The sequence below is a fragment of the Streptomyces sp. NPDC058240 genome (assembly GCF_042882135.1).
GTDB lineage: Bacteria > Actinomycetota > Actinomycetes > Streptomycetales > Streptomycetaceae > Streptomyces.
Genome location: NZ_JBHVWT010000040.1, coordinates 1 through 26804, shown reverse-complemented (window position 1 = coordinate 26804; position 26804 = coordinate 1). Strand labels below are relative to the sequence as shown.

At 72.0% G+C, this 26804-nt stretch carries 27 protein-coding genes and 1 pseudogene; 13 read left to right on the top strand and 15 right to left on the bottom strand.

The features are described 5' to 3' along the window. The first annotated feature begins 36 nt into the window (after positions 1-36). Both ACFVX4_RS34155 and ACFVX4_RS34150 read left to right on the top strand, forming a co-directional pair. A complete protein-coding gene (locus tag ACFVX4_RS34155; protein WP_389985057.1) occupies positions 37-1722 on the top strand; it encodes a DUF885 domain-containing protein in 1686 nt (561 codons plus the stop codon). Positions 1723-1768: 46 nt separating this feature from the next. Then, positions 1769-2151, top strand: a pseudogene (locus tag ACFVX4_RS34150) (Lrp/AsnC family transcriptional regulator). On the opposite strand, the gene ACFVX4_RS34145 reads toward ACFVX4_RS34150, so the two are convergent. From ACFVX4_RS34145 to ACFVX4_RS34130, 4 genes are all read right to left on the bottom strand, one after another. Then, a complete protein-coding gene (locus ACFVX4_RS34145; protein WP_389985054.1) occupies positions 2141-5305 on the bottom strand; it encodes an AAA family ATPase in 3165 nt (1054 codons plus the stop codon). The pseudogene ACFVX4_RS34150 and the gene ACFVX4_RS34145 sit on opposite strands and share 11 nt — an antisense overlap. Continuing rightward, entirely contained in the window at positions 5302-6468 is a 1167-nt protein-coding gene (locus ACFVX4_RS34140; protein ID WP_389985051.1) for an exonuclease SbcCD subunit D, read from the bottom strand. The genes ACFVX4_RS34145 and ACFVX4_RS34140 overlap by 4 nt, the downstream gene beginning before the upstream one ends. A gap of 144 nt (positions 6469-6612) precedes the next feature. Continuing rightward, positions 6613-7560 carry an ornithine cyclodeaminase family protein gene (locus ACFVX4_RS34135; RefSeq protein ID WP_389985048.1) on the bottom strand — a complete coding sequence of 316 codons (948 nt, stop codon included), beginning with the start codon at positions 7558-7560 and terminating at the stop codon, positions 6613-6615. Positions 7561-7629: 69 nt separating this feature from the next. Then, complete coding sequence (locus tag ACFVX4_RS34130; protein ID WP_389985045.1) at positions 7630-8256, bottom strand: YigZ family protein; 627 nt, start codon at positions 8254-8256, stop codon at positions 7630-7632. A 58-nt stretch (positions 8257-8314) separates the two neighbouring features. Between ACFVX4_RS34130 and ACFVX4_RS34125 the strand changes: the two genes are divergently transcribed. Together ACFVX4_RS34125 and ACFVX4_RS34120 are read left to right on the top strand one after the other, a co-directional pair. Then, positions 8315-8725, top strand: a complete 411-nt coding sequence (locus ACFVX4_RS34125) for a CoA-binding protein (protein ID WP_389985042.1) — start codon at positions 8315-8317, stop codon at positions 8723-8725. An 83-nt stretch (positions 8726-8808) separates the two neighbouring features. After that, complete coding sequence (locus ACFVX4_RS34120; RefSeq protein ID WP_389985039.1) at positions 8809-9660, top strand: aminoglycoside N(3)-acetyltransferase; 852 nt, start codon at positions 8809-8811, stop codon at positions 9658-9660. A gap of 35 nt (positions 9661-9695) precedes the next feature. Here the strand turns inward: ACFVX4_RS34120 and ACFVX4_RS34115 are convergent, their stop codons facing one another. After that, the gene (locus ACFVX4_RS34115) at positions 9696-10256 is read right to left on the bottom strand and encodes a YbaK/EbsC family protein (protein ID WP_389985036.1); all 561 of its coding nucleotides are present in this window, start codon (positions 10254-10256) and stop codon (positions 9696-9698) included. A 44-nt stretch (positions 10257-10300) separates the two neighbouring features. Next, positions 10301-10873, bottom strand: coding sequence for a helix-turn-helix domain-containing protein (locus ACFVX4_RS34110; RefSeq protein WP_389985033.1), 573 nt, complete (start codon positions 10871-10873; stop codon positions 10301-10303). Positions 10874-10966: 93 nt separating this feature from the next. Between ACFVX4_RS34110 and ACFVX4_RS34105 the strand changes: the two genes are divergently transcribed. Beyond that, entirely contained in the window at positions 10967-11425 is a 459-nt protein-coding gene (locus tag ACFVX4_RS34105; protein ID WP_389985030.1) for an EamA family transporter, read from the top strand. 19 nt (positions 11426-11444) lie between these two features. Here the strand turns inward: ACFVX4_RS34105 and ACFVX4_RS34100 are convergent, their stop codons facing one another. After that, positions 11445-12200: an acyltransferase gene (locus ACFVX4_RS34100; RefSeq protein WP_389985028.1), complete on the bottom strand. Its 756-nt coding sequence runs from the start codon at positions 12198-12200 to the stop codon at positions 11445-11447. A gap of 198 nt (positions 12201-12398) precedes the next feature. Here ACFVX4_RS34100 and ACFVX4_RS34095 point away from each other — a divergent pair, with 198 nt between their 5' ends. Beyond that, positions 12399-12929: a gamma carbonic anhydrase family protein gene (locus ACFVX4_RS34095; RefSeq protein ID WP_389985025.1), complete on the top strand. Its 531-nt coding sequence runs from the start codon at positions 12399-12401 to the stop codon at positions 12927-12929. A gap of 148 nt (positions 12930-13077) precedes the next feature. On the opposite strand, the gene ACFVX4_RS34090 is transcribed toward ACFVX4_RS34095, so the two are convergent. After that, positions 13078-13737, bottom strand: a complete 660-nt coding sequence (locus ACFVX4_RS34090; protein WP_389985022.1) for a DedA family protein — start codon at positions 13735-13737, stop codon at positions 13078-13080. A gap of 158 nt (positions 13738-13895) precedes the next feature. Beyond that, complete coding sequence (locus ACFVX4_RS34085) at positions 13896-14333, bottom strand: DUF4442 domain-containing protein (RefSeq protein ID WP_385330996.1); 438 nt, start codon at positions 14331-14333, stop codon at positions 13896-13898. Positions 14334-14485: 152 nt separating this feature from the next. Between ACFVX4_RS34085 and ACFVX4_RS34080 the strand changes: the two genes are divergently transcribed. Both ACFVX4_RS34080 and ACFVX4_RS34075 read left to right on the top strand, forming a co-directional pair. Further along, positions 14486-15547 carry a hypothetical protein gene (locus ACFVX4_RS34080; RefSeq protein WP_389985019.1) on the top strand — a complete coding sequence of 354 codons (1062 nt, stop codon included), beginning with the start codon at positions 14486-14488 and terminating at the stop codon, positions 15545-15547. A gap of 62 nt (positions 15548-15609) precedes the next feature. Next, the gene (locus tag ACFVX4_RS34075; protein WP_389985016.1) at positions 15610-16908 is read left to right on the top strand and encodes an MFS transporter; all 1299 of its coding nucleotides are present in this window, start codon (positions 15610-15612) and stop codon (positions 16906-16908) included. Here ACFVX4_RS34075 and ACFVX4_RS34070 read toward each other — a convergent pair. The 3 genes from ACFVX4_RS34070 to tuf form a co-directional block, all read right to left on the bottom strand. Further along, on the bottom strand, positions 16870-17715 hold the full coding sequence (locus ACFVX4_RS34070; RefSeq protein ID WP_389985013.1) for a spermidine synthase: 846 nt from the start codon (positions 17713-17715) through the stop codon (positions 16870-16872). The genes ACFVX4_RS34075 and ACFVX4_RS34070 overlap by 39 nt on opposite strands. 22 nt (positions 17716-17737) lie before the next feature. Beyond that, positions 17738-18583: a patatin-like phospholipase family protein gene (locus tag ACFVX4_RS34065; RefSeq protein ID WP_389985010.1), complete on the bottom strand. Its 846-nt coding sequence runs from the start codon at positions 18581-18583 to the stop codon at positions 17738-17740. A gap of 74 nt (positions 18584-18657) precedes the next feature. Beyond that, positions 18658-19845, bottom strand: a complete 1188-nt coding sequence (tuf, locus tag ACFVX4_RS34060) for an elongation factor Tu (protein WP_389985007.1) — start codon at positions 19843-19845, stop codon at positions 18658-18660. A 411-nt stretch (positions 19846-20256) separates the two neighbouring features. Here tuf and ACFVX4_RS34055 point away from each other — a divergent pair, with 411 nt between their 5' ends. Next, complete coding sequence (locus ACFVX4_RS34055) at positions 20257-20970, top strand: TVP38/TMEM64 family protein (protein ID WP_389985004.1); 714 nt, start codon at positions 20257-20259, stop codon at positions 20968-20970. A gap of 220 nt (positions 20971-21190) precedes the next feature. Then, positions 21191-22063, top strand: a complete 873-nt coding sequence (locus ACFVX4_RS34050; protein ID WP_266422559.1) for an undecaprenyl-diphosphate phosphatase — start codon at positions 21191-21193, stop codon at positions 22061-22063. 108 nt (positions 22064-22171) lie between these two features. Here ACFVX4_RS34050 and ACFVX4_RS34045 read toward each other — a convergent pair whose 3' ends face one another. Beyond that, a complete protein-coding gene (locus ACFVX4_RS34045; protein WP_389985001.1) occupies positions 22172-22426 on the bottom strand; it encodes a DUF1049 domain-containing protein in 255 nt (84 codons plus the stop codon). A 130-nt stretch (positions 22427-22556) separates the two neighbouring features. Beyond that, complete coding sequence (locus ACFVX4_RS34040; RefSeq protein ID WP_389984998.1) at positions 22557-22826, bottom strand: hypothetical protein; 270 nt, start codon at positions 22824-22826, stop codon at positions 22557-22559. A gap of 250 nt (positions 22827-23076) precedes the next feature. Here ACFVX4_RS34040 and ACFVX4_RS34035 point away from each other — a divergent pair, with 250 nt between their 5' ends. From ACFVX4_RS34035 to lnt, 3 genes are all read left to right on the top strand, one after another. Continuing rightward, entirely contained in the window at positions 23077-23940 is an 864-nt protein-coding gene (locus ACFVX4_RS34035) for a universal stress protein (protein WP_389984995.1), read from the top strand. Between the two features lie 68 nt (positions 23941-24008). Next, on the top strand, positions 24009-24506 hold the full coding sequence (locus ACFVX4_RS34030; protein ID WP_389984992.1) for a nuclear transport factor 2 family protein: 498 nt from the start codon (positions 24009-24011) through the stop codon (positions 24504-24506). Between the two features lie 102 nt (positions 24507-24608). Then, positions 24609-26219, top strand: coding sequence for an apolipoprotein N-acyltransferase (lnt, locus tag ACFVX4_RS34025; RefSeq protein WP_389984989.1), 1611 nt, complete (start codon positions 24609-24611; stop codon positions 26217-26219). A 33-nt stretch (positions 26220-26252) separates the two neighbouring features. Here the strand turns inward: lnt and ACFVX4_RS34020 are convergent, their stop codons facing one another. Beyond that, positions 26253-26600: a hypothetical protein gene (locus ACFVX4_RS34020; RefSeq protein ID WP_389984987.1), complete on the bottom strand. Its 348-nt coding sequence runs from the start codon at positions 26598-26600 to the stop codon at positions 26253-26255. Between the last annotated feature and the right edge of the window lie 204 nt (positions 26601-26804).

Genomic DNA, 26804 nt, shown 5'->3' with positions numbered 1-26804 from the left:
ATGACGCGGAGGCCTCCGCCGTACGAGGATGTCCGCATGTCAGACACATCCAGCAGCGCGCTGCCCCGCCAGGTCGCCGACACCTACGTCGACGCATTCATCGAACTCGACCCGATCGCCGGCACCTATCTCGGTGTCGCGGAGAGCTCGCGCCGCCTTCCCGACTTCTCCCCCGCCGGGCAGGAGGCTCTTGCCGAGCTGGCCCGCACCACCCTGGCGAAGCTCGATGCCGCCGAACAACTGCCCGGCGCGGACAGCGACGCCGAGCGCCGCTGCGGCCGCCTCCTGCGCGAGCGACTCACGGCGGAACTCGCCGTTCATGAGGCCGATGAGGGGCTGCGCAAGGTCTCCAATCTGTTCTCCCCGGCACACAGCGTCCGTGAGGTGTTCACGGTGACGCCGACCGAGACCGACGAGGACTGGGCGGCGGTCGTGGACCGGCTGCGCGCGGTTCCCGCCGCGCTGGAGGGCTACCGCGAGTCGCTCGCACTCGGCCTGGAGCGCAAGCTGTACGGCGGGCCGCGCGCCACCGCCACCTTCATCGGCCAGCTCGACGAGTGGGCGGGGGACGGCGGTCCGGGCTTCTTCCAGGAGTTCGTGGCCGCGGGGCCCGCGGGTCTGCGTGCCGATCTGGACGAGGGCGCCCGGCAGGCCACGGAGTCGGTCGTGGCGCTCCGGGACTGGATGCGCGATGTGTACGCCCCCGCGATCGAGGGTGCGCCGGACACGGTGGGCCGCGAGCGGTACGTCCGCTGGTCGCGCTACTTCAACGGCACCGACCTGGATCTCGACGAGGCGTATGCCTACGGCTGGTCCGAGTACCACCGGCTGCTCGCCGAGATGAGGACCGAGGCCGAGAAGGTGCTGCCCGGGGCCGGCCCCTGGGAGGCGCTGGCCCATCTCGATGTGCACGGCAAGCACATCGAGGGCGTCGACGAGGTCCAGGCCTGGCTGCAGAGCCTGATGGACGAGGCGATCGAGGCGCTCGACGGGACGCACTTCGAACTCGCCGAGCGCGTACGGAAGGTGGAGTCCCGCATCGCCCCGCCCGGCGGCGCCGCGGCCCCGTACTACACGGGCCCCTCCGAGGACTTCTCACGCCCCGGCCGCACCTGGCTGCCCACCATGGGCGAGACCCGTTTCCCGGTGTACGACCTGGTGTCGACCTGGTACCACGAGGGTGTGCCGGGCCACCACCTCCAGATCGCCCAGTGGACGCATGTCGCCGACAGCCTGTCCCGCTACCAGGCGTCGATCGGTGGTGTCAGCGCCAACGCCGAGGGCTGGGCGCTGTACGCGGAGCGGCTCATGGACGAGCTGGGCTTCCTGCCGGACGCGGAGCGCCGCCTCGGCTACCTGGACGCGCAGATGATGCGGGCCTGCCGGGTGATCGTGGACATCGGCATGCATGCGGAGATGGAGATCCCGGCGGACTCCCCGTTCCACCCCGGCGAGCGCTGGACCCCCGATCTGGCCCAGGAGTTCTTCGGCAACCACAGCGGCCGGCCCGCCGACTTCGTGGAGAGCGAACTGACGCGTTATCTCTCGATGCCGGGACAGGCCATCGGCTACAAGCTGGGCGAGCGTGCCTGGCTGCTGGGCCGGGAGAACGCCCGCAAGGCGCACGGTGACGCGTTCGACGCCAAGGCCTGGCACATGGCCGCCCTGTCGCAGGGTCCGCTGGGACTCGACGATCTCGTCGACGAGCTGTCCAAGCTCTGACCGGACGCCCCCCGCGATACCGCGGCGACCGGGCTCGGTTCACGCCATGAGCCCGGTCGCCGAGCTGGCGCGCGCGGTGGCGATGTCCCCTAGCGCCGTGACCGAGCGGGTGCGCAGGCTGGAGGAGGCCGGGGTGAACAGCGGCTACGCAGCCGTGGCGACCCGGAGCTGCTCGGGCTGCCGATCCTCGCCCTCGTACGGCTGCGTTACCCGAACGGCCATGGCAAGCCGTTCCACGATCTGCTCGACACGACTCCGGAGATCGTGGAGGCCCACCATGTCACCGGTGACGACTGCTTCGTACTGAAGATCACCGCCCGCTCGATGAGTCACCTGGAGGAGGTCTCGGGGAGGATCGGCGCCCTCGGCTCGGTGACCACGAGCGTCGTCCACTCCTCGCCGCTCCCCCGCCGCGCCATCAGCCGCTGAACCCACCGGTGGTGCGGTGCCGTACCGCCGAGCCGTGCCGCTCCTTCACCACTTCGAGCTGTGCGGGGACGCGGCGGCGCAGGTCGGCCACATGGCTGACGATGCCGACACTGCGGTCCCGCTCGCGCAACGAGTCCAGTACGTCGAGCACCTCGTCGAGGGTCTGGTCGTCCAGGCTGCCGAAACCCTCGTCGATGAACAGGGTGTCCAGCCGTACACCGCCGGCCTCGTCGGTGACGACGTCGGCCAGGCCGAGTGCGAGGGCGAGGGAGGCGAAGAACGTCTCGCCGCCCGAGAGCGTCGCCGTGTCGCGCTCGCGGCCGGTCCAGGCATCGACGACATGCAGTCCGAGGCCCGATCTGCGGCCTCCGGTGCGGGCGTCGGAGTGGACCAGCGTGTAGCGGCCGGACGACATGCGCTGCAGCCGTGCGGTGGCTGCGGCGGCGACCTGTTCGAGCCGGGCGGCGAGCACGTACGACTCCAGTCGCATCTTGCGTTCGTTGTCCGCGGAGGTACCCGCGGTGAGCCCGGCCAGCCGTGCCACCCGGTCGTAATCCTCGCGCAGCGGTCCGAGTCCGCGCACCTCGTCCGCGGCGCCGCGCGAGAGCCTGCCGAGTTCGGCGCAGCGTTCGCGCGCGGCGGCCAGCGCGGCCGAGGCGTCCCGCAGCGACCGCTCGGCCGTGTCGTACGCGGCCTGCGTGACCTCCACCGCGGCCTGCGGGTGGTCGGCTGCGGCACGGGTCTCCGTCTCCGCCAGACGGTCGGCCACCGCCGCCGCCTCGGACTGCCAGGCGTCGACGAGCTGCTGGAGTTCGCGCTGCCCGGCATCGCCGAGGAGGGCCGCGGCCGCGGCCTGCGGGGTGTCGAACCCCGCCCGGAACGCGGCGTCCGCGAGCCGGTCGTCGGCCTCCTTGCGGCGCTGTGCGGCCAGCTCCTCCTCCCGTACCGCCTCGGCGGCGGCGGCGAGCAGAGCTACCCGGCGCTCCAGGAGTGCGGAGTGTTCGGCCACGCTGCCGGACTCACCGCGAGCGGTCACCAACTCGGCCTCCAGCAAGGCCTGTTCACGGTCCAGGCCCTCACGCAGGGAGGTGCGGGCCGCGGCCCGGCGTTCGGCGAGCTGCCGTCCGTCGAGGCGTTCGGCCTGTTCCCGCTCGGCGGCTGCGAGGGCCTCGCGCGCGGCGTGCATGCCGGCTGCGGTGCGGTACGCCTCGGAGTGCATGCCCGTCAGCCGGTCGACGAGCGCACCGAGTTCGGCGACGGTGGGGTCGGCGTCGGGCCCGGTCCCGACCGGTCCGGCGGCGACCGCTCCGGTCCCTGCCGTCGGCGTCGGCCCGGCCGATCCGACGGTGGCACTCCCGGTCACGCATCCGGACGCGGCCGGATCGGCGGCATCGGCCCCGTCCCTCGGCTGCGGCACCGCCGACCGCGCGGCCGCGCGGGCCGCCGTGTGCTGCTCGCGTACGACTCCGAGCTCCCGGTCCGCCCGCGTCCGCGTCTCCTCGGCGCGCCGGTGGGCGTCGAGGGCCCGCTCCTCGGCGGCCTTGTCGACATGTCCATCTGCCGCGCGGGCCGCCTTGGGGTGGTCGGCCGAGCCGCAGACCTTGCAGTCCTCGCCGTCCACCAGCTCCGCCGCCAGTTCCGCCGCGATGTCACGCAGTCGTCGCTCGCGAAGCTCCAGCCACGACTCATGGGCCGCGGCGGCGCGCTCGCGGGCCGCGGCCAGCCGCTCGGCGGCGGCCGACACCTGGGCGGCGAGCGCGTCGCGGCGGCGGGCCGCGTCCAGCCGCGCACGGGCGGGCTCCAGCCGGCCGGCGAGCTGTTCGGCACGAGTGGCGGCCTCCTGGGCCGCCTCGACGCGTGCCCGCAGGCCGTCGCGGGTGGACTCCCAGTCGGCGAGCCAGAGTTCCGCTTCGCGGATCAGCTCGTCGTCGGCCCTGGCCTGCCGCTCCAGTCCGGCCCGCTCGGTGTCGATCTGTGCGCTGCGGCGCTCGGCACGCTTCGCGGCGTCGAGCCCGCCGAGCTCCTGGCGGAGCCGTCGCTCCAGCTCCGCCAACTGTTCGACACCGGCGTCGGCCAGGGTGCCTGGCAGCACCGCACGGGCGCGGTCACGGGCCCAGCAGGCCGTGCGGTACGCGCGCTCGGCCTCCTCGCGCAGGTCCAGAGCGGGCGCGACGAGGTCCGCCTTGCGGGCCCGTGCGAGACGTTCGTGGTGCCGGTCGCGGTCGGGGCGGCGGGCTTCGAGTGCGGCGGCGCGGCGCCGCGTCTCCTCGTACCGCTGCTGGAGTGCGGCGAGTTCGCGTTCGCTGTCGAGGGCCAGGCGAGCGGCCGACTGCCGGCCTTCGGCCGTAGCAAGGACGCAGGCGGCGATGTCGAGCCGTTCGCGGGCGCCGCTGCGGGCCGTGGCGGCCCACTCCAGCACGCCTTCGGCGAGCCCCGGTTCGCCGGGCTGGAGGTCGGGGAACGGCGATTCGCGGGCGGCGGGGCCGGCGGCCTGGGCGATCCGCTGGGCCACCGCGAGAACACGTTCGTCCGCGGCTGCGACCCTGGTTTCGGCGGTACGGCGCAGTTCGGCCAGGCGCTCCTCGACGGCGGCGAAACGGTGGGTGTCGAAGAGCCTGCCGAGGAGTCTGCCGCGTGCCTCGGCATCGGCGCGCAGGAAGCGTGCGAAGTCGCCCTGCGGCAGGAGCACCACTTGGCAGAACTGTTCCCGGCTCATCCCGATGAGCTGGGTGATCTCCTCGCCGATCTCCTGGTGTGAGCGGCTGAGCGGCCGCCAGCCGTCGTCGGGGTCGTACTCGCGCAGCCGGCTCTGGGCCTTCTCCGTCGTGAAGCCGCTGCCCTTCTTCTTGGGGCGGGGCTGTGCGGGGCTCCGGGTGATTTCGAGGCGTCGGCCGCCGACGGTCAGTTCCAGCTCGACCTCGGTGGCGAGATCCGCCGGTGCGTGGTCGCTGCGCAGGGAGGTGCCGGGGCTCTGGCGGGCGCCTGGCACCGCGCCGTACAGGCCGTAGCAGACCGCGTCGAGGACCGAGGTCTTCCCGGCGCCGGTCGGCCCGTGCAGCAGGAAGAGCCCGGCCGACGCGAGGGCGTCGAAGTCGATCTCCTGGGTGGTGCCGAACGGTCCGAAGGCGGTGATGGTGAGCCGGTGGAGTCTCAACGGTTCACCTCGCGCACGCCGTCGTCCACCCGGACGTGGTCGAAGGCGCCGCGCAGCACCGTTCGTTCCTGTTCGTCGGCTGCGGAGCCGCCGCGCACATGTGCCACGAAGTCCTCGGCGATCTGCTGGTCGTCGCGCCCCTTGAGGCGCTGTGCGTACGAGGCGAGCGGGTCGTCGGGGGCCCGGTCGGGTTCGAATACGAGGCCGAGTGTGTGCGGGAACCGTTCGACGAGCCGGGCCATCGGCTCGACCGGGCGCACCGGGTCGGTGAGGGTGGCCTCGATCCAGGAGTCCCGGTGCCGCTCCAGCGCGGGGTCCTCGACGAGCTCGTCGAGGCGGCCGCGGAGCCGGGCGAGGGGGCGGGGAACCGGGCAGTCGAGGCGTTCGGCGGTGACCGTGCCCGAGGCGTCGAGGTCGATCAGCCACATCGTCTTGCGGTGGTCGACCTCGGAGAAGGAGTACGCGAGCGGCGAGCCGGAGTAGCGGACGCGTTCGGTGACGGTCTGGCAGCCGTGCAGATGGCCGAGCGCCACGTAGTCGACGCCGTCGAAGACTCCGGCGGGCACGGCGGCCACCCCGCCGACGGTGATGTCGCGCTCGCTGTCGCTGGGCTCCCCGCCCGCGACGAAGGCGTGGGCGAGCACCACGGACCGGGTGCTGTCCGGGCGTGCCGCCAGATCTGCGCGTACCCGCTCCATGGCGGCGGTCAGCACTGCTTCGTGCCCGGCGCGCTCCGCCTTGAAGACGTCCTTCACCAGGGCCGGTTCCAGGTAGGGCAGCCCGTAGAACGCCACCTCACCGTGCGCGTCCCGCAGGACGACGGGGGTGGCGCAGTCGGCGGGGTCGGTCCGCAGATGGATCCCGGCCCGCCCGATCAGCCCTGCGCCGACGCCCAGCCTGCGTGCCGAGTCATGGTTCCCGGAGATCATCACGGTGGGCACACCGGCGGCGGCGAGCCGGTGCAGCGCGTCGTCGAAGAGCGCGACGGCGGACAGCGGCGGGACGGCCCTGTCGTACACATCACCCGCGACGAGGACCGCGTCCACCTCGTGCTCGCGCACTGTCGTCACCAGGTGGTCCAGGTAGGCGGCCTGGGCTTCGAGCAGGGAGACCCGGTGGAACGAGCGCCCCAGGTGCCAGTCCGACGTGTGCAGAATTCTCAAGACCCGGCTCCGACCCGCATTGTTCTCTTCCTCCGCCCCCGAGTGGTGAGCCCCTCTTTTCTCACCCCTCACAGTCTCGCATCACCGCCGACCGCGTCCGGGCCTTCAGCCTCCAGCCCTTCGGCCCTTCATCCCCTCATCCCCTCATCCCAGAAGATCGATCCGCGTTCCGACGTCACGGAGTTCCGCCCTCCGGTACGCGGTCCAGGCGACGGCCAGGTCCTGCCAGGGGAGCCCGACCGGTGCGTAGACGGAACGGGCCGTGCCGGATGTACGGCCGGGGTGCGCGCCGCCGAGCAGCTCGCCGAGAGTGGCGTCGGCGGCGGTGGCCGGCAGTCCCGCCGCGGCCAGGGCGCCCGTCGCCGCGGCCTGCTCGCGGTCGTCGACGACGAGAAGGGCGGCGGCGAGCAGATCGGCGGAGAGCTCCTGCTTGCCGGGTTCGTCGGCGCCGAGCGTGGTGAAGTGCTGTCCGGGACGGCTGTCGGCGAGGCTCAGCAAGGGGGCGCGCGACCAGGTGGAGAGCAGTACGACATCGGCCGCCGCGGCGACCCCGGCTGCCGTGCCGAGGACCCGGCCGCCGTGCCGGGTGGCGAATTCCGATGCGCGTTCCGGGTCGGTGTCGTGCACCACGAGTTCGCGGAAGCTCCGCAGACTCCGCAGTCCGCGGACCATGATCTCGGCCTGGGCGCCCGCGCCGACGACGCCGAGCACCGCCTCGCCCGCGGGGTCGGGGGCGGCGAGGACATCGGTGCCGAGGGCGGCCGCCAGCCCGGTCCGCCATGCCGTGACGGTGGCGGAGTCGAGGAGCGCGAGGAGTTCGCCGTCCCGGCCGCTGTGCAGGCAGATCACACCGCGCAGCGCCGGCCGGGCGCCCGGGAACTTGGCGTTGACCTTGACGGTGTAGGCGTCGATACCCGGCAGCAGGCCGGGAATGAGCGCCGTCGCCGTACCGGGGAACGGCAGATCCGTGCGCACCCGCTGCCCGGCGACCGCCGGGGATACGGCGTGACGGAACCCCTCGGACAGGGCCTTCAGGGCGGTTTCCGGATCGAGGACGGCCAGGAGGTCGCTGCGGGTCAGGAGTCGGGTCATGCGCCCATTGTCCGGTGCGGCCGGTCAGTGGCGGCGCCTCGGTGCCCCTCGGGCGGTCCGTGGGTCCGGTCAGGCGTCCCCGTACGACTCGCCGCCCAGCTCCAGCTCGGCCTCGCCCGCTGTCGCATCGGCCAGCCAGCCGCGGAAGGACTCGACATCGGCGTCCGGCAGCCCGATCTCGATGATGACGGCCTCCGCGTAGCGGACCTCGCGCACGGTGCGGCCGGTGGCCCGGAGGTCGTTCTCCAGTTTGCCCGCGCGCTGGTGGGCGACGGTGATCGTGGCGAGGCGGAACCGTTGCCGGGTGATGGTGCCGAGCTCGTCGAGGGCCTCGCCGACCACTCCCCCGTAGGCCCTGATCAGCCCGCCGGCACCGAGCTTGACGCCGCCGTAGTAGCGGGTGACGACGGCGACGACGTAGCGCATCTCGCGGCGCGTCAGCATCTGCAGCATGGGTACGCCCGCGGTGCCCCCGGGTTCCCCGTCGTCGCTCGCCTTCTGTACGGAGGCGTCGGCGCCGATCACGTAGGCGAAGCAGTTGTGGGTGGCGGTCGGGTGTTCCCTGCGGATGCGTGCGACGAAGTCCTGCGCCTCCTGCTCGGTGGCGGCGGGGGCGAGCGCGCAGATGAAGCGCGATCGGTTGATCTCGGTCTCGTGCACGCCCGCTCGGGCGACTGTCCGGTACTGCTCCTGCATCCGGCCACCCTATGCCCCGCACGGGAATGGTCCGGGGCCGCCGTCCGTTGTGCGGATCATGTACGCAGACGAAGAGACGATCCACAGGATTCTCCGGGACAGCGGCGACACCTGGGCCGTGGTGGGCCTGTCCGACAACCGGTCGCGCGCGGCCTACGGCGTCGCCGAGGTGCTCCAGCGCTTCGGCAAGCGAGTGGTCCCGGTGCATCCGAAGGCGGAGCGGGTGCACGGCGAGGACGGCTACGCCTCGCTGGCCGACATCCCGTTCCCGGTCGATGTGGTGGACGTCTTCGTCAACAGTGAGCTGGCCGGGGCGGTGGCCGACGAGGCGGTCGCGGCGGGTGCCAGGGCCGTCTGGTTCCAGCTCGGTGTGGTCGACACGGAGGCGTACGGCCGCGCGCGTGCGGCAGGGCTGGACATGGTCATGGACCGGTGCCCCGCCATCGAGATCCCGGCACTGAAGCGTTAGGAAGCCCCGGCAGGCGCACCCGCGTCCCTCGTCCGGATGTGCGTGGTGTCGCGCCCGGCGTCCGGCTGGGAGAATGGCCGGCTGTGACCACTACGACTGCGCCGAGCGTCACCCACAGCCGGGGCGGGCTGGCCGGGCAGCTGGCCGAGCTCGGCGTGGAGTCCGGCGGTGTCCTCCTGGTGCATGCCTCGATGCGCGCGGTGGGCCCGGTGAGCGGTGGGGTCCGTGCGATGGCCGGCGCGTTGCGGGACGCCCTCGGAGGGCACGGCACGCTCGTCGTCCCCGCCTTCACGCCGGAGAATTCCGATACGTCTCCGCACTACCTCGACCGGGTGCGCGGCCTCGACGACCGGGCCCGGGAGGCGGTACGCGCGAGCATGCCGCCCTTCGACCAGGCGACCTCGGCCGCACCGTCGGTGGGCAGCCTCGCGGAGATGGTACGGCTCCGCGAAGGGGCGACGCGCAGCGACCATCCGCAGACGTCGTTCGCCGCGCTCGGCCCGCTGGCCCGGGACCTGATGGCGGGTCACCGCCCCGACTGCCATCTCGGCGAGGACTCGCCCTTGGCCCGCCTCTACGATCTGCGGGCCCAGGTGCTCCTGCTGGGCACCGGATTCGACACCTGCACCGCGTTCCATCTCGGCGAGTACCGGGTACCCGCCCCGCCCCGCCGGAGCTACCGCTGCGTGGTGGCGACCGGGGGCCGGCGCCAGTGGTGGGAGTACGAGGACATCGCCCTGGACGACAGCGACTTCGCGGCCCTGGGCGCGGACTTCGCCCACGCGGACGACGGCGCGACCGTGCGCACCGGCCCGGTGGGCTCATCGACGAGCCGCCTCTTCCGCATCACCGACGCCGTCGACTTCGCCACGCACTGGCTGACTTCCCACCGGCGCGACGCGCCGGTTCGGGCCCTCTGCCACGCGCCCGGCTGAGAACCCCGGCTCCCCGACGGACGGCGGTCGCCGTCTCAGCTCCTGATGCCGAGACCCTCGACGATCACCGCGCCCGGCAGCGCCGCCAGGGCCTTGCCCGGGACGATCAGCTTGCCCCGGCGGCTGCCGCTGCCGATCAGTACCCACTCCTCGTCGACGACGGCGGGATCGATCAGCAGCGGCCACGCGGCGGGGAGGCCGATGGGGGTGATGCCGCCGTACTCCATGCCGGTCTCGCCGACCGCCGTGTCCATCGGGGCGAAGGACGCCTTGCGGGCGCCCAGTTGCTTGCGGACCGCGCCGTTCACGTCGACGCGGGAGTGGGACAGGACGAGGCAGGCCGCGAGCGTCACCTCGCCGCCACGTTTGCCCGCCACCACGACGCAGTTGGCCGACCGGTCGAGCAGTTCCGCGCCGTGGTGCTCGACGAAGACCGCCGTGTCGGCGATGGCCGGATCCGTGTCGACGTGAATGATCTGCTCGGCGGGGAAGCCGCCCCAGCCCGTGGTCACGGCGGCGGCGACGGGGTCAGTGAGCAGGTCGAGGCGGTCGGCCGCCGGACCGGCGTTGTCGAAGGAGCCGATGGGAGCGCGCATGTGCACCACGCTAACAGCGCCCCCGGGTCCCTCGGCCGGCCGTCTCACCGTACGGGCGGGATGGAGACCACCAAGGTGAACTCGGCCGGCTCGGAGCCGTCGTTGCGGTAGGCGTGCGGGTGATGCGCCTCGAACGAGGCGGAGCCGCCGGCCGGTACGGCGTACGAGGTGCCGTCGACGACCAGGGTGAGGTCGCCCGCGGTGACATGGAGCAGTTCGACAGTGCCCTCGGGGTGCGGATCGGAGGCGCTGCTGTCGCCGGGCATCAGGCGCCAGGTCCAGAGTTCGAGCGGCCCCCTCGCCTCCGTACCGACGTGCAGGGTGGTGGAACTGCCCGCGTCGGTGGACCACATGTGCACCGCCTGGCTCTCGGGCACCAGCCGGACCGGTGAGCTCTGCTCGTAGTCGAGCAGCGTCGTGATGCTGACACCCAGCGCGTCGGCGAGCTTGACCGTGGTGCCGACGCTCGGGTTGGTGCGGGCCTGCTCGATCTGGATGATCATGCCGCGGCTGACCCCGGCGCGGGCGGCGAGCACGTCCAGGGTGAAGCCGCGTTCCCCTCTCCAGCGCTTGAGATTGCGCGCGAGCGACTGAGTGAGCTGATCGAGGTCAGACACATTCCGTCCAATATTTTGAATGACAGTGTCGAAAATACTGCACTACCGTGTGGTGCACCCACCCGTTCACCGCACTGTACTGCGAGGCATGCAATGACAGCACTCTTCGCGCAGGCCACCAGCCTGCTCTGGGGACTGGCCGACTTCGGCGGTGGACTGTTCACCCGGCGCGTCCCCGCGCTCACCGTGGTCGTCGTCTCGCAGGCCGCCGCGGCCGTGGCGCTGGGCGTCATCGTGATCGCGACCGGCGGGTGGAGCGAGGTTGGCCCGCAGCTGTGGTTCGCAGTCGCGGTGGGCGTCGTCGGACCGGTGGCGATGCTGTGCTTCTACAAGGCCCTGGCGCTCATCGGGCTCGGGGATGTCGCGGCCAACGGCACGTACTTGATCGCCGCGCAGCGCGGGCCGGTCACGGTGGCCGCCGTACTCGCCTCGCTCTATCCGGTGGTCACGGCGCTGGCCGCGCGCGGCGTACTGAAGGAACGGCTGCGCGGGGTGCAGGTCGCCGGGGCCGGTCTCGCCCTGGTGGGCACGGTGCTGCTCGCGACCGGATGAGACCCCGCTCCGGCCGCGGTCAGCCGGCGGACGGGCCCGCCGTCTCGCCGGGTTCCGCCAGGGCCAGCAACTGCTCGGGCGTGACGCCCGTCGGGATCGGCACCGGGGCAGGGGTACGCAGCGGCGGCTGCCAGCCCTTCTCGGGATCCCAGCTGCGTACGACCCGGGCGGGGGCACCGGCCACCACCGCGTGGTCGCGCACCTCGCCCCGTACCACTGCCCCCGCGGCGACCACCACGTTGCGGCCGAGCGTGGCCCCCGGGAGGATCACCGCTCCGGTGCCGATCCAGCAGCCCCGCCCGATGGCGACCGGTTCCATGCGGGGCCACTGCCGGCCGACCGGCTCGTGCGGATCGTCGTAACTGTGGTTCGTCGACGTGATGTAGACATACGGCCCGCAGTACGTGTCCGGGCCGATGGTCACCGTGGTGTCGGCAACCACATGGCTGCCGCGGCCGAGCACCACCCCGTCCCCCAGGGTCAGGATCGGATCGGGGCCGAGGTCCAGGTCGGGCATGAGTCCGGCCGTCAGCGTGACCTGCTCACCGATCACGCAGTGCGAGCCGAGCTCGATCCACCGCTCCCCGAAGACCGTGCCCTGCGGAAAGGCCAGCCGGGTACCCGCGCCGATCCGGCGGAAGCGCAGCGCGCCCGGACGATCCGCGGTGACCGCGCCCGTCTCCTGCACCCAGCGCCAGCCGCGGTGGACGGCCCGGGACAGGGCGCGCCGCCGCCAGGCGGCAAGGGAAGAGAACGCGTTCCTGTTCGTCGGCACTCGCTCACGGTAGTCGGCGGCGGCCGGCCCGATCACCGCGGCAACCTGTGATGTTCACCCCACTGGGTCACGGTCCGCCGACCGTCGCATACCGTTTCTCCGACGCGATCGACGCGATCGACGCGATCCAACAGCCGCGGCCGGCTGCCGGAGCGGACGACCGCGGCCGCACGACACCTGAGCACGGAGGAACGGGCGATGGCAGAGCAGGCGTTGATCACGGGAATGGGCGGCAAGGAGCCGGACATCGACGCGGACGCCTTCACGGCACCGACCTCGGTCGTCATCGGTGAGATCACGATGGCCGCGGGCTCCAGCGCCTGGTACCACGCCGTGCTGCGCGCCGACTGCGGCCCGATCGTCATCGGGGCCGACAGCAACATCCAGGACAACTGCAGCGTCCATGTCGACCCCGGGTTCCCCGTCACGGTCGGCGAGCGCGTCTCGGTCGGGCACAACGCCGTGCTCCACGGCTGCACGATCGAGGACGACGTCCTCGTCGGCATGGGCTCGACCATCCTCAACGGAGCCCATATCGGCGCCGGTTCACTGATCGCGGCGCAGGCACTGGTCCCGCAGGGAATGCGGGTGCCCCCGGGCTCGCTGGTCGCCGGTGTCCCCGCCAAGGTCAAGCGGCAGCTGACCGAGGAGGAGCTCGAAGGCATCAAGTTCAACGCGGTGGGTTACGTGGAGCTGGCCAAGGCACACCGCCAGGCCCACGAGAGCTGAGCGGGGAGGACGGGGCGGGGCCGGGCGTACGGGAGGGAGCGCCGGGCGAGGCGAGTGCCCGGCGCAGCTTCGTGTCTCCGCCTCGCCCGCACCGCATCGCACCGGCACCGCGCTGTCCCGCCGCGCCGCCCCGTTCCGTACCGTCCGGTCAGTCCGCGGCCGGTACCGCTGCCGAGCCGGGCGCGGAGGCGGCCGACGCCCGTTCCGCCGCCTTCTTGGCCCGGTTCTTCACGATCAGCATCGAGGTGATGCCGATCAGCACCGCGACCACGAGGCCGAGATAGGAGAACCGTTTGAGCCAGGCCTCGGCGACGACTCCCACCGAGTAGATGACGGCCGTCGTGCCGCCCGCCCAGACGATGCCGCCGAGCACGTTGGCGATCAGGAACTTCCAGTACGGCATGTGCAGTACGCCCGCCAGCGGACCCGCGAAGATCCTCAGCAGCGCCACGAAGCGGCCGAAGAACACCGCCCACATGCCCCACTTCTGGAACGAGCGCTCCGCCAGCCCGATCTGGCTCTCGCCGAAGTGCTTGGGGAACTTCTTGCCCAGCCGGGCCAGCAGCGGCCGGCCGCCCTTGCGGCCGATGGCGTATCCGATCGAGTCACCGATGATCGCGCCGGCCGAGGCACAGGCGCCGAGGATCCACGGGTTGATGCCGTCGTGCCCGGCAGCCAGCAGCGCCGCGCTGATCAGTACGATCTCGCCCGGCAGCGGAATGCCGAGGCTCTCCAGCCCGATGACCACGCCCACCAGGGCGTAGACGCTGACCGCGGGGATGGTCTCCAGCCATTCCTGGATGTGCAACGCCGATCCTCCCGTAACCGATGTCCGTTGCCCGCCGGGCAACTCCTCGGCGCACGGCGGGAAGCCTACCTGCACCGCCAACTGCCCGGACAGCGCGAAAAGCCGCCACGCGCCCTCTCGTTGGGGTGCGTGGCGGCTCTTCGCGGAACCGGCCGGGATCAGGCGTGGGGACGCAGCGTCCAGACGACCGTCATCTCACCGGTCACCGCGCCGTCCGCGCGGTGGATCTCGATGGCCACGGGGAACTCCGGCCGTTCGCCCGCGTCGAGTTCGGCGATGACATCGGCCACCGGGCGGCCGAGGGTCGCCGTCGCCGTGACGACGCCCTTGGCCAGCTTCTTGTAACCGATCTCCGCCTTCACCGCCAGCGGCACGGCGCGCGACATCTGGTCGCCGAAGGCGGCGATGACGATCGCCCCGCTCGCCGATTCCGCCAGCGTGAACATCGCTCCGGCGTGCGGTCCGCCGATGTGGTTGTGGTATTCGGCCTGGTCCGGCAGGCGGACCACCGCGCGCTCGGCGGTCGTCTCCAGGAACTCGAGATTGAGGGTCCGGGCCATCGGGACCGTCGCGACGAGCATCTCGCCGACGGTCATCTGTTCAGCGCTCATGACGGGATGTTACTCACGAGTAAAGCTATTTGGCCATCCCCACGTCCCCCGGCACCCCTCCTTGATCGGACCCTTCACCGTCCGCACACGGGGGCGGCCGTAGCAGACCGGCCACCACCCCTCTATCGTTACTCGCCATGTGGCCAGGACAGCAGCCGCCCGGGGGCGAGCAAAACCCGCAGGACCAGAATCAGAACCCGTACCAGCAGCCGGGGTACCAGCAGCCGAATCCCTATCAGCAGCCGGGATATCAGCAGCAGGGCCAGCCCGGACCGCAGCCGGGACATCCACAGCAGGGCCAGCAGCCCGGCTATCCGCAGCCGAATCCGTACCAGCAGCCGACCGTGGCGCAGTACGCCGTGCCCGGCCCGCCCGGTGGACCGCAGCCCGGCGACAACAAGAAGAAGACCACCGCCGTCGCGATCGTCGCGGCCACCGCTGTCGTCGTGGCCGCCGTGGTGACCGGTGTCGTCGTGATGAACAAGGACGACAAGGGCAAGGACGTCGCCGACGACAAGCAGACGTCGGCGCCCAAGCCGTCCGGGTCCGCCTCCACCGCCGAGGCGAACCCGCGCGGCGACGACGGGGACCCCAAGCCCCTCATCCCCGGGTGGAAGGTCGTCACCAATCCCAAGTGGGGCACACAGTTTGACGTGCCCGGCGACTGGGAGGTCGGGACGCCCGGCACGTTCTCGTACTTCGAGGACGACAAGAAGGGCGACAAATCGCCCCTCATCGGCTTCTCCGCGCCGTCGTTCTACCAGAAGCAGTGGTGCGTGGACGACTCCGACAAGGACGGCGTCAAGGAGGACATGAGCCTCGCGAGCGCCGGTACCCGGGGCGCCCAGGGTGCCACCGACGCCGCCAAGAACGCCCACAGCGAGGCCGGCACCTGGGCGTGGGCCGCCTACGCGCAGCACATGCCGGAGAGCACCATCAAATTCACCGAGGCCAAGCAGTACACGACCAAGTCGGGTCTCACCGGCCAGGTCGTCACCGCCACCGCGCCGAATGTCACGAAGCGGAAGAAGTGCGACAGCGACGGCAAGACCATCGCCTTCACCTTCAAGAACAAGAAGGGTGAGTTCGCGTCCTGGGTGCTGTACGGAGCCGATTCCGTCAAGGACGAACTTCCGGACACGACGATCCAGAAGATCCTCAGCACCGTGCGGCTGGTGGACGTCGTCAAGACCGACTGACTCCTTCGCCTCCCCCGGGAAAACAGTTGGCACGGCGGGGGTGCGGCGGCGATAGTCCCCTGGTGACTGTCGCCTCCGCCCCCGCATCCCGTCCGCTGCGCCCCGGCCGCAACTACCGTCTGCTGACCGCCGCCGCGATCATCACGGGCCTGGGTACCCATGGCGCACTGATCGCGGCGGCGTTCGCCGTTCTGGAGGCGGGCGGTGACGGCGGCGACGTCGGTCTGGTGGCCGCCGCCAGGACCGCGCCCCTGGTGCTCTTCCTGCTGATCGGCGGCGCCATCGCGGACCGGCTGCCGCGCCACCGGGTGATGGTCGCGGCCAACGCCCTCAACTGCCTCTCGCAGGCCGCGTTCGCCTGGCTGGTCCTGGCCGGCGATCCGAAGTTGTGGCAGATGATGCTGCTCACCGCGTTGTGCGGCACCGGGCAGGCGTTCTTCAACCCGGCGGCCGAGGGCATGCTGATGTCCAGCGTCAGCCGCGAGCAGGCGAGCCGTGCCTTCGCGCTGTTCCGGATGGCCATGCAGGGCGCGACGATCGGCGGGGCGGCGCTCGGCGGCGCCATGGTCGCGGCGATGGACCCGGGCTGGGTGCTGGCCGTCGATGCCGCGGCCTTCGCGGTGGCGGGTGCGCTGCGCGCGTTCCTGGACGTCAGCCACATCCCCCCGCGCGCGCCGGGCGGCGGTCTGCTCGCCGATATGCGGGACGGCTGGCAGGAGTTCATCGGCCGCCCCTGGCTGTGGAGCATCGTGGCGCAGTTCTCGGTGGTGGTCGCCGCGGTGGGTGCGGCCGAGTCGGTGTACGGTCCGCTGGTCGCCCGGGACGAACTCGGAGGCGCCCGCCCCTGGGGTTTCGCGCTCGCCGCGTTCGGGGCCGGCACCCTGGGCGGGGCGTTCCTCATGATGCGCTGGAAGCCCCGGCGGCTGCTGCTGGCCGGAACGCTCTGCGTCTTCCCGCTGGCGCTGCCGGCGGCGGGCCTCGCGGTGCCGTTGCCGGTGGCCGGACTCTGCGTGGTGATGTTCGTCAGCGGCGTCGCCATCGAGGTGTTCGGGGTCTCGTGGATGACGGCCATGCATCAGGAGATCCCGGAGGAGATGCTCTCCCGGGTCTCGGCGTACGACTGGTTCGGCTCGGTGGCGATGATGCCGGTGGCCACCGCGCTCGCCGGTCCGGTGGAGTCGCTGGTCGGGCGAAGCGAGGCGCTGTGGGGCTGTGCGGCGCTGATCGTGCTGGTCACAGCGGCCGTGCTGTTCGTGCCTGAGGTACGCGGTCTGACCCGGGCCCCCGCCACCGCCGAGGTGGCGAAGGACCGGGGCCCGGCGTCATCCGATGCTGAAGGCCCCGTCGGGCGGCTCGGGTGAGGCGACCGCCGCACCGTCCCTGACCGGCCGGGCGGCACCGGCGAGCCGGTCCAGCGCGGCACCGTGCTCGACCCTGGCGGGGAAGGCGTCGGCGGCGCAGCGGCGGGTCAGCGTCGCGATGTCGAGGGGACTCGGGGAGGCGACGAGGACGAGGTTGCCGAAGCGCCGGCCGCGCAGCACCGCCGGTTCGGCGATCAGCGCGAGTTCCTCGAAGACGGCCGCGAAGGTGGCCAGTTGGGAGCGGAGGAATCCGAAGGGCGCGCCGTCCGCGAGGTTGGCGGCGTAGATTCCGCGGTCCCGCAGCGACCGGCGGGCAGCCTGCGCGTACTCGACGGAGGTGAGGTGGGCGGGTACCCGCGAGCCGCCGAAGACATCGGCGACCAGGATGTCGACGGAGCCGGGCGCGGTCCGTTCCAGCCGGCCGCGGGCGTCCGTGCCGTGCACGGTGATCCCGCTGCTGTCGGGAACCGGCAGGTGCCCGGCAACCAGTTCGAGGAGCCCGAGGTCGGCCTCGGCGACATCCTGGCGGGAGCCGGGCCTGGTCGCGGCGACATAGCGGGGCAGGGTGAGCGCACCGCCGCCGAGATGGAGTACGTCCAGCGGTGCGCCGGGTGCCGCAGCGCAGTCGATGACGTGCGCGAGCCGTCGCGCGTACTCGAACTCGAGGTGGTCCGGCGCGTCGAGGTCGACGTAGGACTGGGGCGCGCCGTCGACGGTGAGCAGCCAGGCCCTGTCCCGGTCCACGTCGGGGAGAAGCCTGGCGGTGCCCTGATCCACGTCCCGGATGACCGGTATCGAGTCGTTCACTCCCCCATTGTGGGGTGCCGGATCAGCTGCTCAGGACCGCGGCCACGGCTTCGGTGTGCGACGCCGACTGGGCGAGCCCGGCGCAGGCGGCCGCGGCCCGGCGGCTCGGGTCGAGGGGGTTGTGGCCGAATGCCTTCTTCGCCGCCGCGTCCGGGGTGATGACCTCGACGCGAGCCCCGTTCGCGGCGAGCGCGGCCGCCTGCGAACCCGGCGAGGCGATGGCCTTGTTGCCGCCGGCCGACGGGGCGATGACGACGACGCGTCCGTACCCGGCGGCGAGCTGGGCGTTGGCCGTGGAGTGCACCCCGCCGTCGATCCAGGACCGCCCGTCGATGCGGGCGACGGGCCATACGGCGGGGACCGCGGAGCTCGCGGTGACGGCGTCGGCGAGGGACACCCCGCTGTCCTTGTCGAAGGTGTGGAGTTCGCCGGTCGTGGCGTCGACGGCGGTGACGATCAGGGGGCGCCCCGGCCACTCGGGCGACAGCAGATGGCCCTCGATCGCCGCGCGCCGTTCCTCCGCGGTGACGCCGAGCCGGGCGTCCTGCGCGATCCTGCCGAGCTTCCGGCCGTACGTCTCGGGGGTGCGGGCGGACAGTACGGCCCCCGCGTAGCGCAGCAGGGTGAGCATGCCGAGCTTGCCGCCCGTGATGTCCTGCGGATCGGCGAGCTGGAGTTCGTAGAGTTCGGGAAGGCCGAGCAGTCCGGAGGCCAGCTGTGCGCCGACCATAGCTCCCGCGGAGCTGCCGATGATCAGATCTGCTGCGGAGAGGTCCACGCCCGACTTCGCGAGCCCGTGCAGGATTCCGGTCTCCCAGGCACCGCCGGTGACACCGCCGGAACCCAGTACCAGTGCTGTGTCTGTCATGCCGTCAGTCTTGCGCAAGACACCGAGCCCGCCTCCCGTGGGGTACGGGAGGCGGGCCCTTGGTGCGTCGCCGTTCAGAGGACGCCGGTGACCGTGCCGGCGCCGACCGTGCGGCCGCCCTCGCGGATCGCGAAACCGAGTCCGGTCTCCAGCGGCACGTCACGTCCCAGCTCGACGGTCAGGTCGACCGTGTCGCCCGGACGAGCCACCGCCACCGCACCGAGGTCGACGTCGCCGACGACGTCCGCGGTGCGGATGTAGAACTGCGGCCGGTAGCCGGTGGTGACCGGGGTGGTCCGGCCGCCCTCCTTCGCCGACAGGATGTACACCTGCGCGGTGAAGCGACGGCTCGGCGTGACGACGCCCGGCGCCGCGACCACATGGCCGCGGCGGACCCGGTCGCGCTCCACGCCGCGCAGCAGCAGGGCCACGTTGTCGCCGGCCTCCGCGGACTCCATCGGCTTCCCGAAGGTCTCCAGGCCGGTGACGACGGTCTCGATGTCCGGGTCCGGTCCGAGCACCGACACCCGGTCGCCGGTACGGACGGTGCCGCGCTCGACGGCTCCGGTGACGACGGTGCCCCGGCCGGTGATGGTCAGGACGTTCTCCACCGACAGCAGGAACGGCGCGTCGGTGTAGCGGACCGGCATCGGTACGTACGTGTCGACTGCGTCCAGCAGCGCCTCGACGGCCGAGGTCCAGCGCGGGTCGCCCTCCAGGGCCTTGAGGCCCGACACCCGCACGACGGGCACCGAGTCACCGCCGTAGCCGTGCGCGGAGAGCAGCTCGCGGACCTCCAGCTCGACCAGGTCGGTCAGCACGGTGTCCTCGCCGTCGTCGACGGCGTCCGCCTTGTTGAGCGCGACGACGATGTGGTCGACACCCACCTGGCGGGCGAGCAGCACGTGCTCGGCGGTCTGCGGCATGATCCCGTCGAGCGCGGAGACGACCAGGATCGCCCCGTCGAGCTGGGCGGCGCCGGTGACCATGTTCTTGATGTAGTCGGCATGGCCCGGCATGTCGACATGCGCGTAGTGACGGGTGTCGGTCTCGTACTCGACGTGTGCGATGTTGATGGTGATGCCGCGCTGCGTCTCCTCCGGCGCCCGGTCGATCCGGTCGAACGGGACGAACGTGCCGGTCCCACGGTCGCTGAGGACCTTGGTGATGGCGGCGGTCAGGGTGGTCTTCCCGTGGTCGACGTGGCCCATGGTGCCGATGTTGAGGTGCGGCTTGGTGCGCACGTATGCCGTCTTGGGCATGGTTCATTCCTTGGTGTTCGAAGCTGAGAGAGAAGACCCCAGGGCCCCGCCGACCCTCCCCTTGCGGGGTCCGCCGGACTGTCGGGGGAGGGTCAGCTTCGGGCGCCGCCGATGAGCGCTGCGGCAGCGGTGCACACCGCTGCGGAAGTTGCCGCGGTGACGGGGCTCACGGCAGCCTTCGGCGCGTCCGCGACTGCGGACGGCGCTGCGAGGAAGGCGTACCGGAACATGGGTCCGATCATGTCGGACGGGCCGGGCGGCGTCGAATGGTTTTCGGGCGGACACCGCAGTCGCGGCAGGGGAGTTCGGCCCGAGCCGGACGCCGGGCGGGCGAGGGGCGCGGCATCGGCCGCCCTGCTCCCGCCGCGCACATTACGGCGATCACACACCGGCGTCGGTTACTCTCCCCGCATGCTCGACCCCGTCCCCGCCGCCCGGCCCGCCACCGGCCTCGCCGTGCGCTGCACGAGGGCGCTGCTCTCGCCCTGGTCCCGGTTCTCGCTGCTCGTGGCCGTGCTGCTGGGCGCCGCGGCGGCGATGCTCCTCCTCGAACCCCAGCGGCTGCTCGCCACCGGCTGGCCCGCCCAGCTCAGCGGTGGCGCGGTCGCGGTGATCGTGTTCGGTGTCGCGTACGGCGTGTGCACCGTGGCCTTCGTTCCCCGGCCGCTGCTCAACCTCGCCGCCGGCGCGCTCTTCGGTACGCAGGCGGGACTGGCCGCCGCTCTGGCGGGGACGGTGCTCGGCGCGGGCATCTCGTTCGGACTGGGCAGGGTGCTGGGACAGGACGCGCTGCGTACGCTGCTGCGCGGGCGGTGGCTCAAGGCCGCGGACGGTCAGTTGAGCAGGCACGGGTTCCGCTCGATGCTGGCGCTGCGGCTGTTCCCGGGCGTGCCGTTCGCGGCGGCCAACTACTGCGCGGCGGTGTCGCGCATGGGGTATCCGCCGTTCCTGGTGGCCACCGGGCTCGGCTCGATCCCGAACACCGCGGCGTATGTCGTCGCGGGCAGCGAGGCCTCGTCACCGACGTCTCCGGCGTTCCTGGCCGCGATGGGCTTCATCGTGCTGACGGGGCTGGGCGCGGCCGTCGTTGCCTGGCGCAAGCGCCACCGTCTGTCCGCCGAGTGAACCGGTGCGCACGGCGACCCCGCACCGGGGCGGTGGGCGGCCCCGGCGGCCCGGGGTACGCGTAACGCTGTTCATCTGAGGGCGGTACCCTGCCCGCGACCGACCGAAGATCTCCGGGCCCGTCACGGCCCTGCCCTCAATTGACCGCAATGCGCACGCTGCCGACGGCCCTCCATGCCGTCGGCCGATGCACGATCACCTCCGGGATGGCCAAAGCCCCATGAGCTGGTTCGAATCGTTCGTCCTGGGCCTCGTACAGGGACTGACCGAGTTCCTGCCGATCTCCTCCAGCGCGCATCTGCGGCTCACCGCAGCGTTCGCCGGCTGGCACGACCCGGGTGCGGCGTTCACCGCCATCACCCAGATCGGTACGGAGGCGGCAGTCCTCATCTACTTCCGCAAGGACATCGTCCGGATCGTCTCGGCCTGGTTCCGTTCGCTGACCGACCGGTCGATGCGCAGCGACCACGACGCCCAGATGGGCTGGCTGGTCATCGTGGGCTCCATCCCCATCGGCGTGCTCGGTGTGACCTTCAAGGACCAGATCGAGGGCCCGTTCCGCGATCTGCGGCTGATCGCCACCACGCTGATCGTGATGGGCATCGTCCTGGGCATCGCCGACCGTCTCGCCGCCCGCGACGAGGTGGGCGGGAAGCACCGGGCCGGCAAGGAGCGCAAGACGCTCAAGGAACTCGGGGTGAAGGACGGCCTGATCTTCGGTTTCTGCCAGGCGATGGCCCTGGTCCCGGGCGTTTCCCGCTCCGGGGCCACCATCAGCGGTGGTCTGCTGATGGGGTACACCCGCGAGGCCGCGGCCCGGTACTCCTTCCTGCTCGCGGTCCCGGCGGTGCTCGCCTCGGGTGTCTTCGAGCTGAAGGACGCGGGCGAGGGACATGTGTCGTGGGGGCCGACGATCTTCGCGACCGTCATCGCGTTCGGCGTGGGGTACGCGGTCATCGCCTGGTTCATGAAGTTCATCACCACCAAGAGCTTCATGCCGTTCGTCATCTACCGCGTACTCCTCGGCGTGCTGCTGTTCGCGCTGGTGGCCGCGGGTGTGCTGAGCCCTCACGCCGGTGAGTCGGCGGGCTAGGTTTCGCTCGTACGGCACCCGGGGCGCCGGGACCTGGTCCTTCGCACGTACGGCACCCGGGGCGCCGGGACACCTGGTTCTTCGCACGCGCGGCACCCGGGCGCCGGGTCAGCGCCTCGCGCGGCGGCGGAACAGGTATCCGCCCAGGACCAGCCCGGCGACCAGGGTCACGGCCAGTACCGCCCAGAGCGGCAGGGTGACGGTGGGAATCCACAGCCGGATGCCGACCGACCCGGTGTTCGCGGCGATGAACCAGATCGCGAGCCCCGCCAGCACCAGGGCCCCGATGGTGCGGATGCGTACGTTCCGACCCTTGACGGTCAGGGTCGGCGGGCCGTGCGATCGGGACGTCTTCTCTGCCATGCGTCCAGTATCGAGCGATTCAGGCGATTAGTCCTGACGGGCGTCCGCATTCCTCGGGTACCGGTGCACCGGGTCGTCGGCGATGCCCGGCCGCACCCGTACGTCCCAGCATGCGACCTGCTCCGGCGGGTCAGGGTGTGTCGCCCCGCCAGTCCCAGCGGTCGGGGTCGCCGTCCCGTGGCCCGTACTCCGCCCTGCCGCCCGGTCCGAACCGCCCGATCTCGGTGTTCAGCGCCGCTCCCTCGCGCAGCGCCCGGTCCGTCCAGCCGGTCACGTCGAGAAGCAGGCCGTCGAGCGGGCCGCCCACCAACTCCCGGTAGGCGTGACCCGGCCGGGGCCCGGGGTCGGGATCGTCATGGTCGGCGCCGTACACGCGCCGCTGCCGCATCAGCTCGTCCATGGGGGCAGGATCGCACCCGGCACTGACAATCGCAGTGGCCGGGTCGTCACGGAGCGCACCGGCGCCGCCGGGTCCGCCTCGATTCCCGGGACCGTCTCCGCATTGTTCGCGAGGCCGAGCCGCCGCTCCCGCGTACACGGGTGGCCACAGGTCCCGGATGTTCCGGGCAGATAGGGTCGAAAGTCCCTGCCGCACGATGTCCTTGCGTACCAGCCTGGGACATGCACCGCCGGAACCTGGAGGGAACATCATGACCAGCACCGACCGTCCCGTGATCGCCGCAGTCGACGGCTCGTCGCACAGCCGCGAGGCACTCGACTGGGCCGCCCACGAAGCTGTACGGCGGGGCCTCGGGCTGACGATCGTGCACGCCCGCACGCCCGACCGGCGCGTCGGACAGGACACGCAGCGGCGCGAGGCGGAAAAGCTGCTCGACCGGTCCGTACGAAGGGTGTCCGAGCTCGCTCCGGGGCTGCACACCTCGAAGCTGACACCGCTGGACTTCCCTTCGGCGGCGCTCACCTCGCTCAGCAGTGAGGCCTCGCTGGTGGTCGTCGGCTCGCGCGGTCTGGGCGGCTTCCGGTCCCTGCTGCTCGGCTCCAACAGCCTGGCGACCGCGTCGATGGCCGAATGCCCCGTCGTCGTGGTCCACAGCGGGCCGTCGGACGAGGACGCGGCGGAGGCGGCGGAAACACATCCCGACATCGTCGCGGGAGTGGCTGCCGACGAGAGCAGCGAAGCGGTTCTCGAGTTCGCCTTCGCGACCGCGGCGTCCCGGCCCGGTGCGCGGCTGCGGATCGTGCACGGCTGGACGATGTTCTCCTCGATGCTCTCGGGCGGCCCCGTCTTCGACCGGGACGCGGCGGCGAACTCGGCCGAACGGACCCTCGCGGAACTCACCGCCGGCTGGCGGGAGAAGTACCCGCAGGTCGAAGTCGTCAGGGAACCGGTCGGCGGCTCCGCCTCACGCACCCTGGTCACGGCATCGGCGACCGCAGCGCTGACCGTGATCGGGCGGCGCCGGGGCGGCGAGTCCCTCGGGCTCGGGCTCTCCCCCGTCGCGCAGACCACGCTCACGCACGCGCTCGGCCCGGTTGCCGTGGTGCCCTGCTGACATCGGCACCGCCCCGCCGTGCGTGCACGCCTCTTGGCCTCGCACGCCGGCGGGCAGACACTGACCCGATGACGCAGCGCGTGGATCTCTCGACCGTGATGGACCGGCTGTCCATCGATGCAGTGATCACCGGCTACGCGACGGCTGTGGACGACGGTGAATGGGCCGACTACCGGGCCCTGTTCACCGCGGACGGCCGAGCCGACTACCGCGGCGCCGGTGGTGTCGAAGGGCCGGCGCACGAGGTCGCCCAGTGGCTGGCGGAGACGATGCGGCTCTTCCCCGTACGCCAGCATCTGATCGTCAACCGCCGGCTCGACCTCCAGGACCTGGGCGGCTACCCGGGCGACCGCGCCGAGGTGGGGGCCGACTACCTCAACCCGATGCGGCTGGAGAGCACCGCGGCCGGTGCGGGCGATGCGGAGGTACGGGCCACCGCGCCGAATTTCGTGTCCGGCGGGCGGTACGCGTTCACGCTGTCGCGTACGGACGGCGGCTGGCGGATCCGGACCGTGACCGTCCACGAGAAGTGGCGCAGCACGGGAAGCCTCTTCCCCACGGACTGATCCCGGCCCTCCGGTGCTTCCGCTCCCCCCGCACCGGGGAAGAACTGCCGAACGGACAAGCAGGGGGGAGACTGCTGATCAGGCAGGACGAGGAGGCGCGGCATGCGATTTCCGGCCGGTCGGAGCGGGCAGTGGGAGCGGGTGCTGCGGTCCGGCCGGTGGCGCGGCTGTCTCGCACTGCTCGCGGGGGCGCTGCCCGCACTCGCGTTCCCCACACCTTCGCTGTGGTGGCTCGCCGGTGTCGGCCTGGTTCCGTGGCTGCTCCTCATCCGGTCCGCCGGCACGGGGCGCCGGGCGGCGCTGGACGGCTGGCTCGGCGGCACCGGCTACATGCTCGCGGTGCATCACTGGCTGATGCCGAGCCTCCATGTCTTCATCGTGGTCCTGGCGGCCCTGCTCGGTCTGCTGTGGGCTCCGTGGGGGCTGCTGGTCTTCCGGATGCTGGGCGGGCCGGTGTCCGCGGCGGCCGTCGTCCTCGCGGTCGTCGTGGTGCCCTCCGGGTGGCTGATGATCGAACTGGCCCGCTCCTGGGAGGCGCTCGGCGGTCCCTGGGGGCTGCTCGGCGCGAGCCAGTGGCAGGTGGCTCCCGCGCTCCGTGTGGCGTCCGTGGGCGGGGTGTGGCTGGTGAGTTTCGTGGTGGTGGCGGTGAATACCGCTGTCGCCCTGCTGTTCGTGTCCGCCGCCGCCCGGGGGGTGGCCGCGGTGAGCATCGTGGTGTGCGCCCTGGCCGTGGGGTTGATGGCGAAGTGGGCGCCGCAGCCCGAGGAGTCGGGGGTGGCCAGGATCGCCGTCGTGCAGCCGGGTGTGTTCACGGGGGCCCACGGCGCCGAGCGCCGGCTCGCCCTCAGTGAACGGCTGACCGGCTCGCTGGCCGGGCGCGATCTCGATCTGGTGGTGTGGGGCGAGAGCAGTGTGGGTGTGGATCTCGCGCAGCACCCGGACATCACCGCCCGGATCGCCGCGCTCTCGCGCCGGGTGGGCGCCGATGTGCTGGTCAATGTGGACGCCCGGCAGACCGACCGATCGGGCCGGACAGGGATCTTCAAGTCGGCGGTGCTGGTGGGTCCGGACGGGCTGACCGGGGACCGCTACGACAAGATGCGGCTGGTGCCGTTCGGCGAGTACATCCCGGCCCGGCCGGTGCTCGGCTGGGCCGCGTCCGTGGGTCGGGCGGCGGGCGAGGACCGGTTGCGGGGCACCCGGCAGGTGACGATGTCGCTGCCCGGAGCCGAGGGCGGGCACGGTCTGCGGATCGGGCCGCTGATCTGCTTCGAGTCCGCGTTCCCCGACATGAGCCGTCGGCTCACCCGGGACGGTGCGCAGCTGCTGATCGCCCAGTCGTCCACCTCCTCGTTCCAGCACAGCTGGGCACCCTGGCAGCATGCCTCGCTCGGGGCGCTGCGGGCCGCCGAGAACGGCCGCCCGATGGTGCATGCCACGCTCACCGGCGTCAGTGCGGTGTACGGCCCGCAGGGCGCGCGCGTCGGTGCTCCGCTCGGTACGGACACGAGCGGCGCCGCCGTGTTCGACGTCCCCCTGGCGACGGGCACCACGCTCTATGTGCGGCTGGGCGACTGGCCGCTCCAGGGGGCCGCGGCGGTGCTGGCCCTGTTCTGCGCCTTCGAAGGGGCCCGGTCGCTCATGAGGCGTGACGGGGTTCCGGGTGAGGCGGCTGCCGCGCCGGCCGGGCCGGTCGTCCGTCCGGGACCCTGACAGCCGGACCGGATGGCGCGGTCCCGGCCGGGCCTATCCGGGGCCGTTCACCGAGACGATGTGGCCCTGGGCGTCGACGGTGAGCGAGACCCGCTCGACCTTGTTGGTCACGGCCAGCACCAGCCACACGGCGCCCCAGAGGAAGCAGGTGAACACCATCAGGATGGCGTGCAGCACATGGTTCAACGGGTTTCCCCGGACCATGACGACCTGTGTCCCGGAGCGTGATTCCACCCGCCAGCCGCTCGCGATCCGCTGATTGACCGCCCAGTCGAGGATCAGACCGCGCTGCTTCTCGTCGGGCGGCCGCCCGTCGGCCGAGTAGTAGCCCGGCGGCGGCTGGAGCGCTCCCCAGCCCTTTGGCTCGTCGTGAGATCTCACGAGGTCACCTCCACGGGCCGGTGGCCCATCACCCCAGCCTGCATCGGAGCGGGACCCGACGCATCCGGAGGCTCACCGGCCGCCGCTCCCGGCGGCTGCGCCGGGACTTAGCCTGAATCCACCGCCTTGGATTGAAAAGGATCTTCTAACGGTTTTCTGAGCTCGTGCCGGGTCGGTGCTCGGTTTGGGGCAGGTGGTATCTGC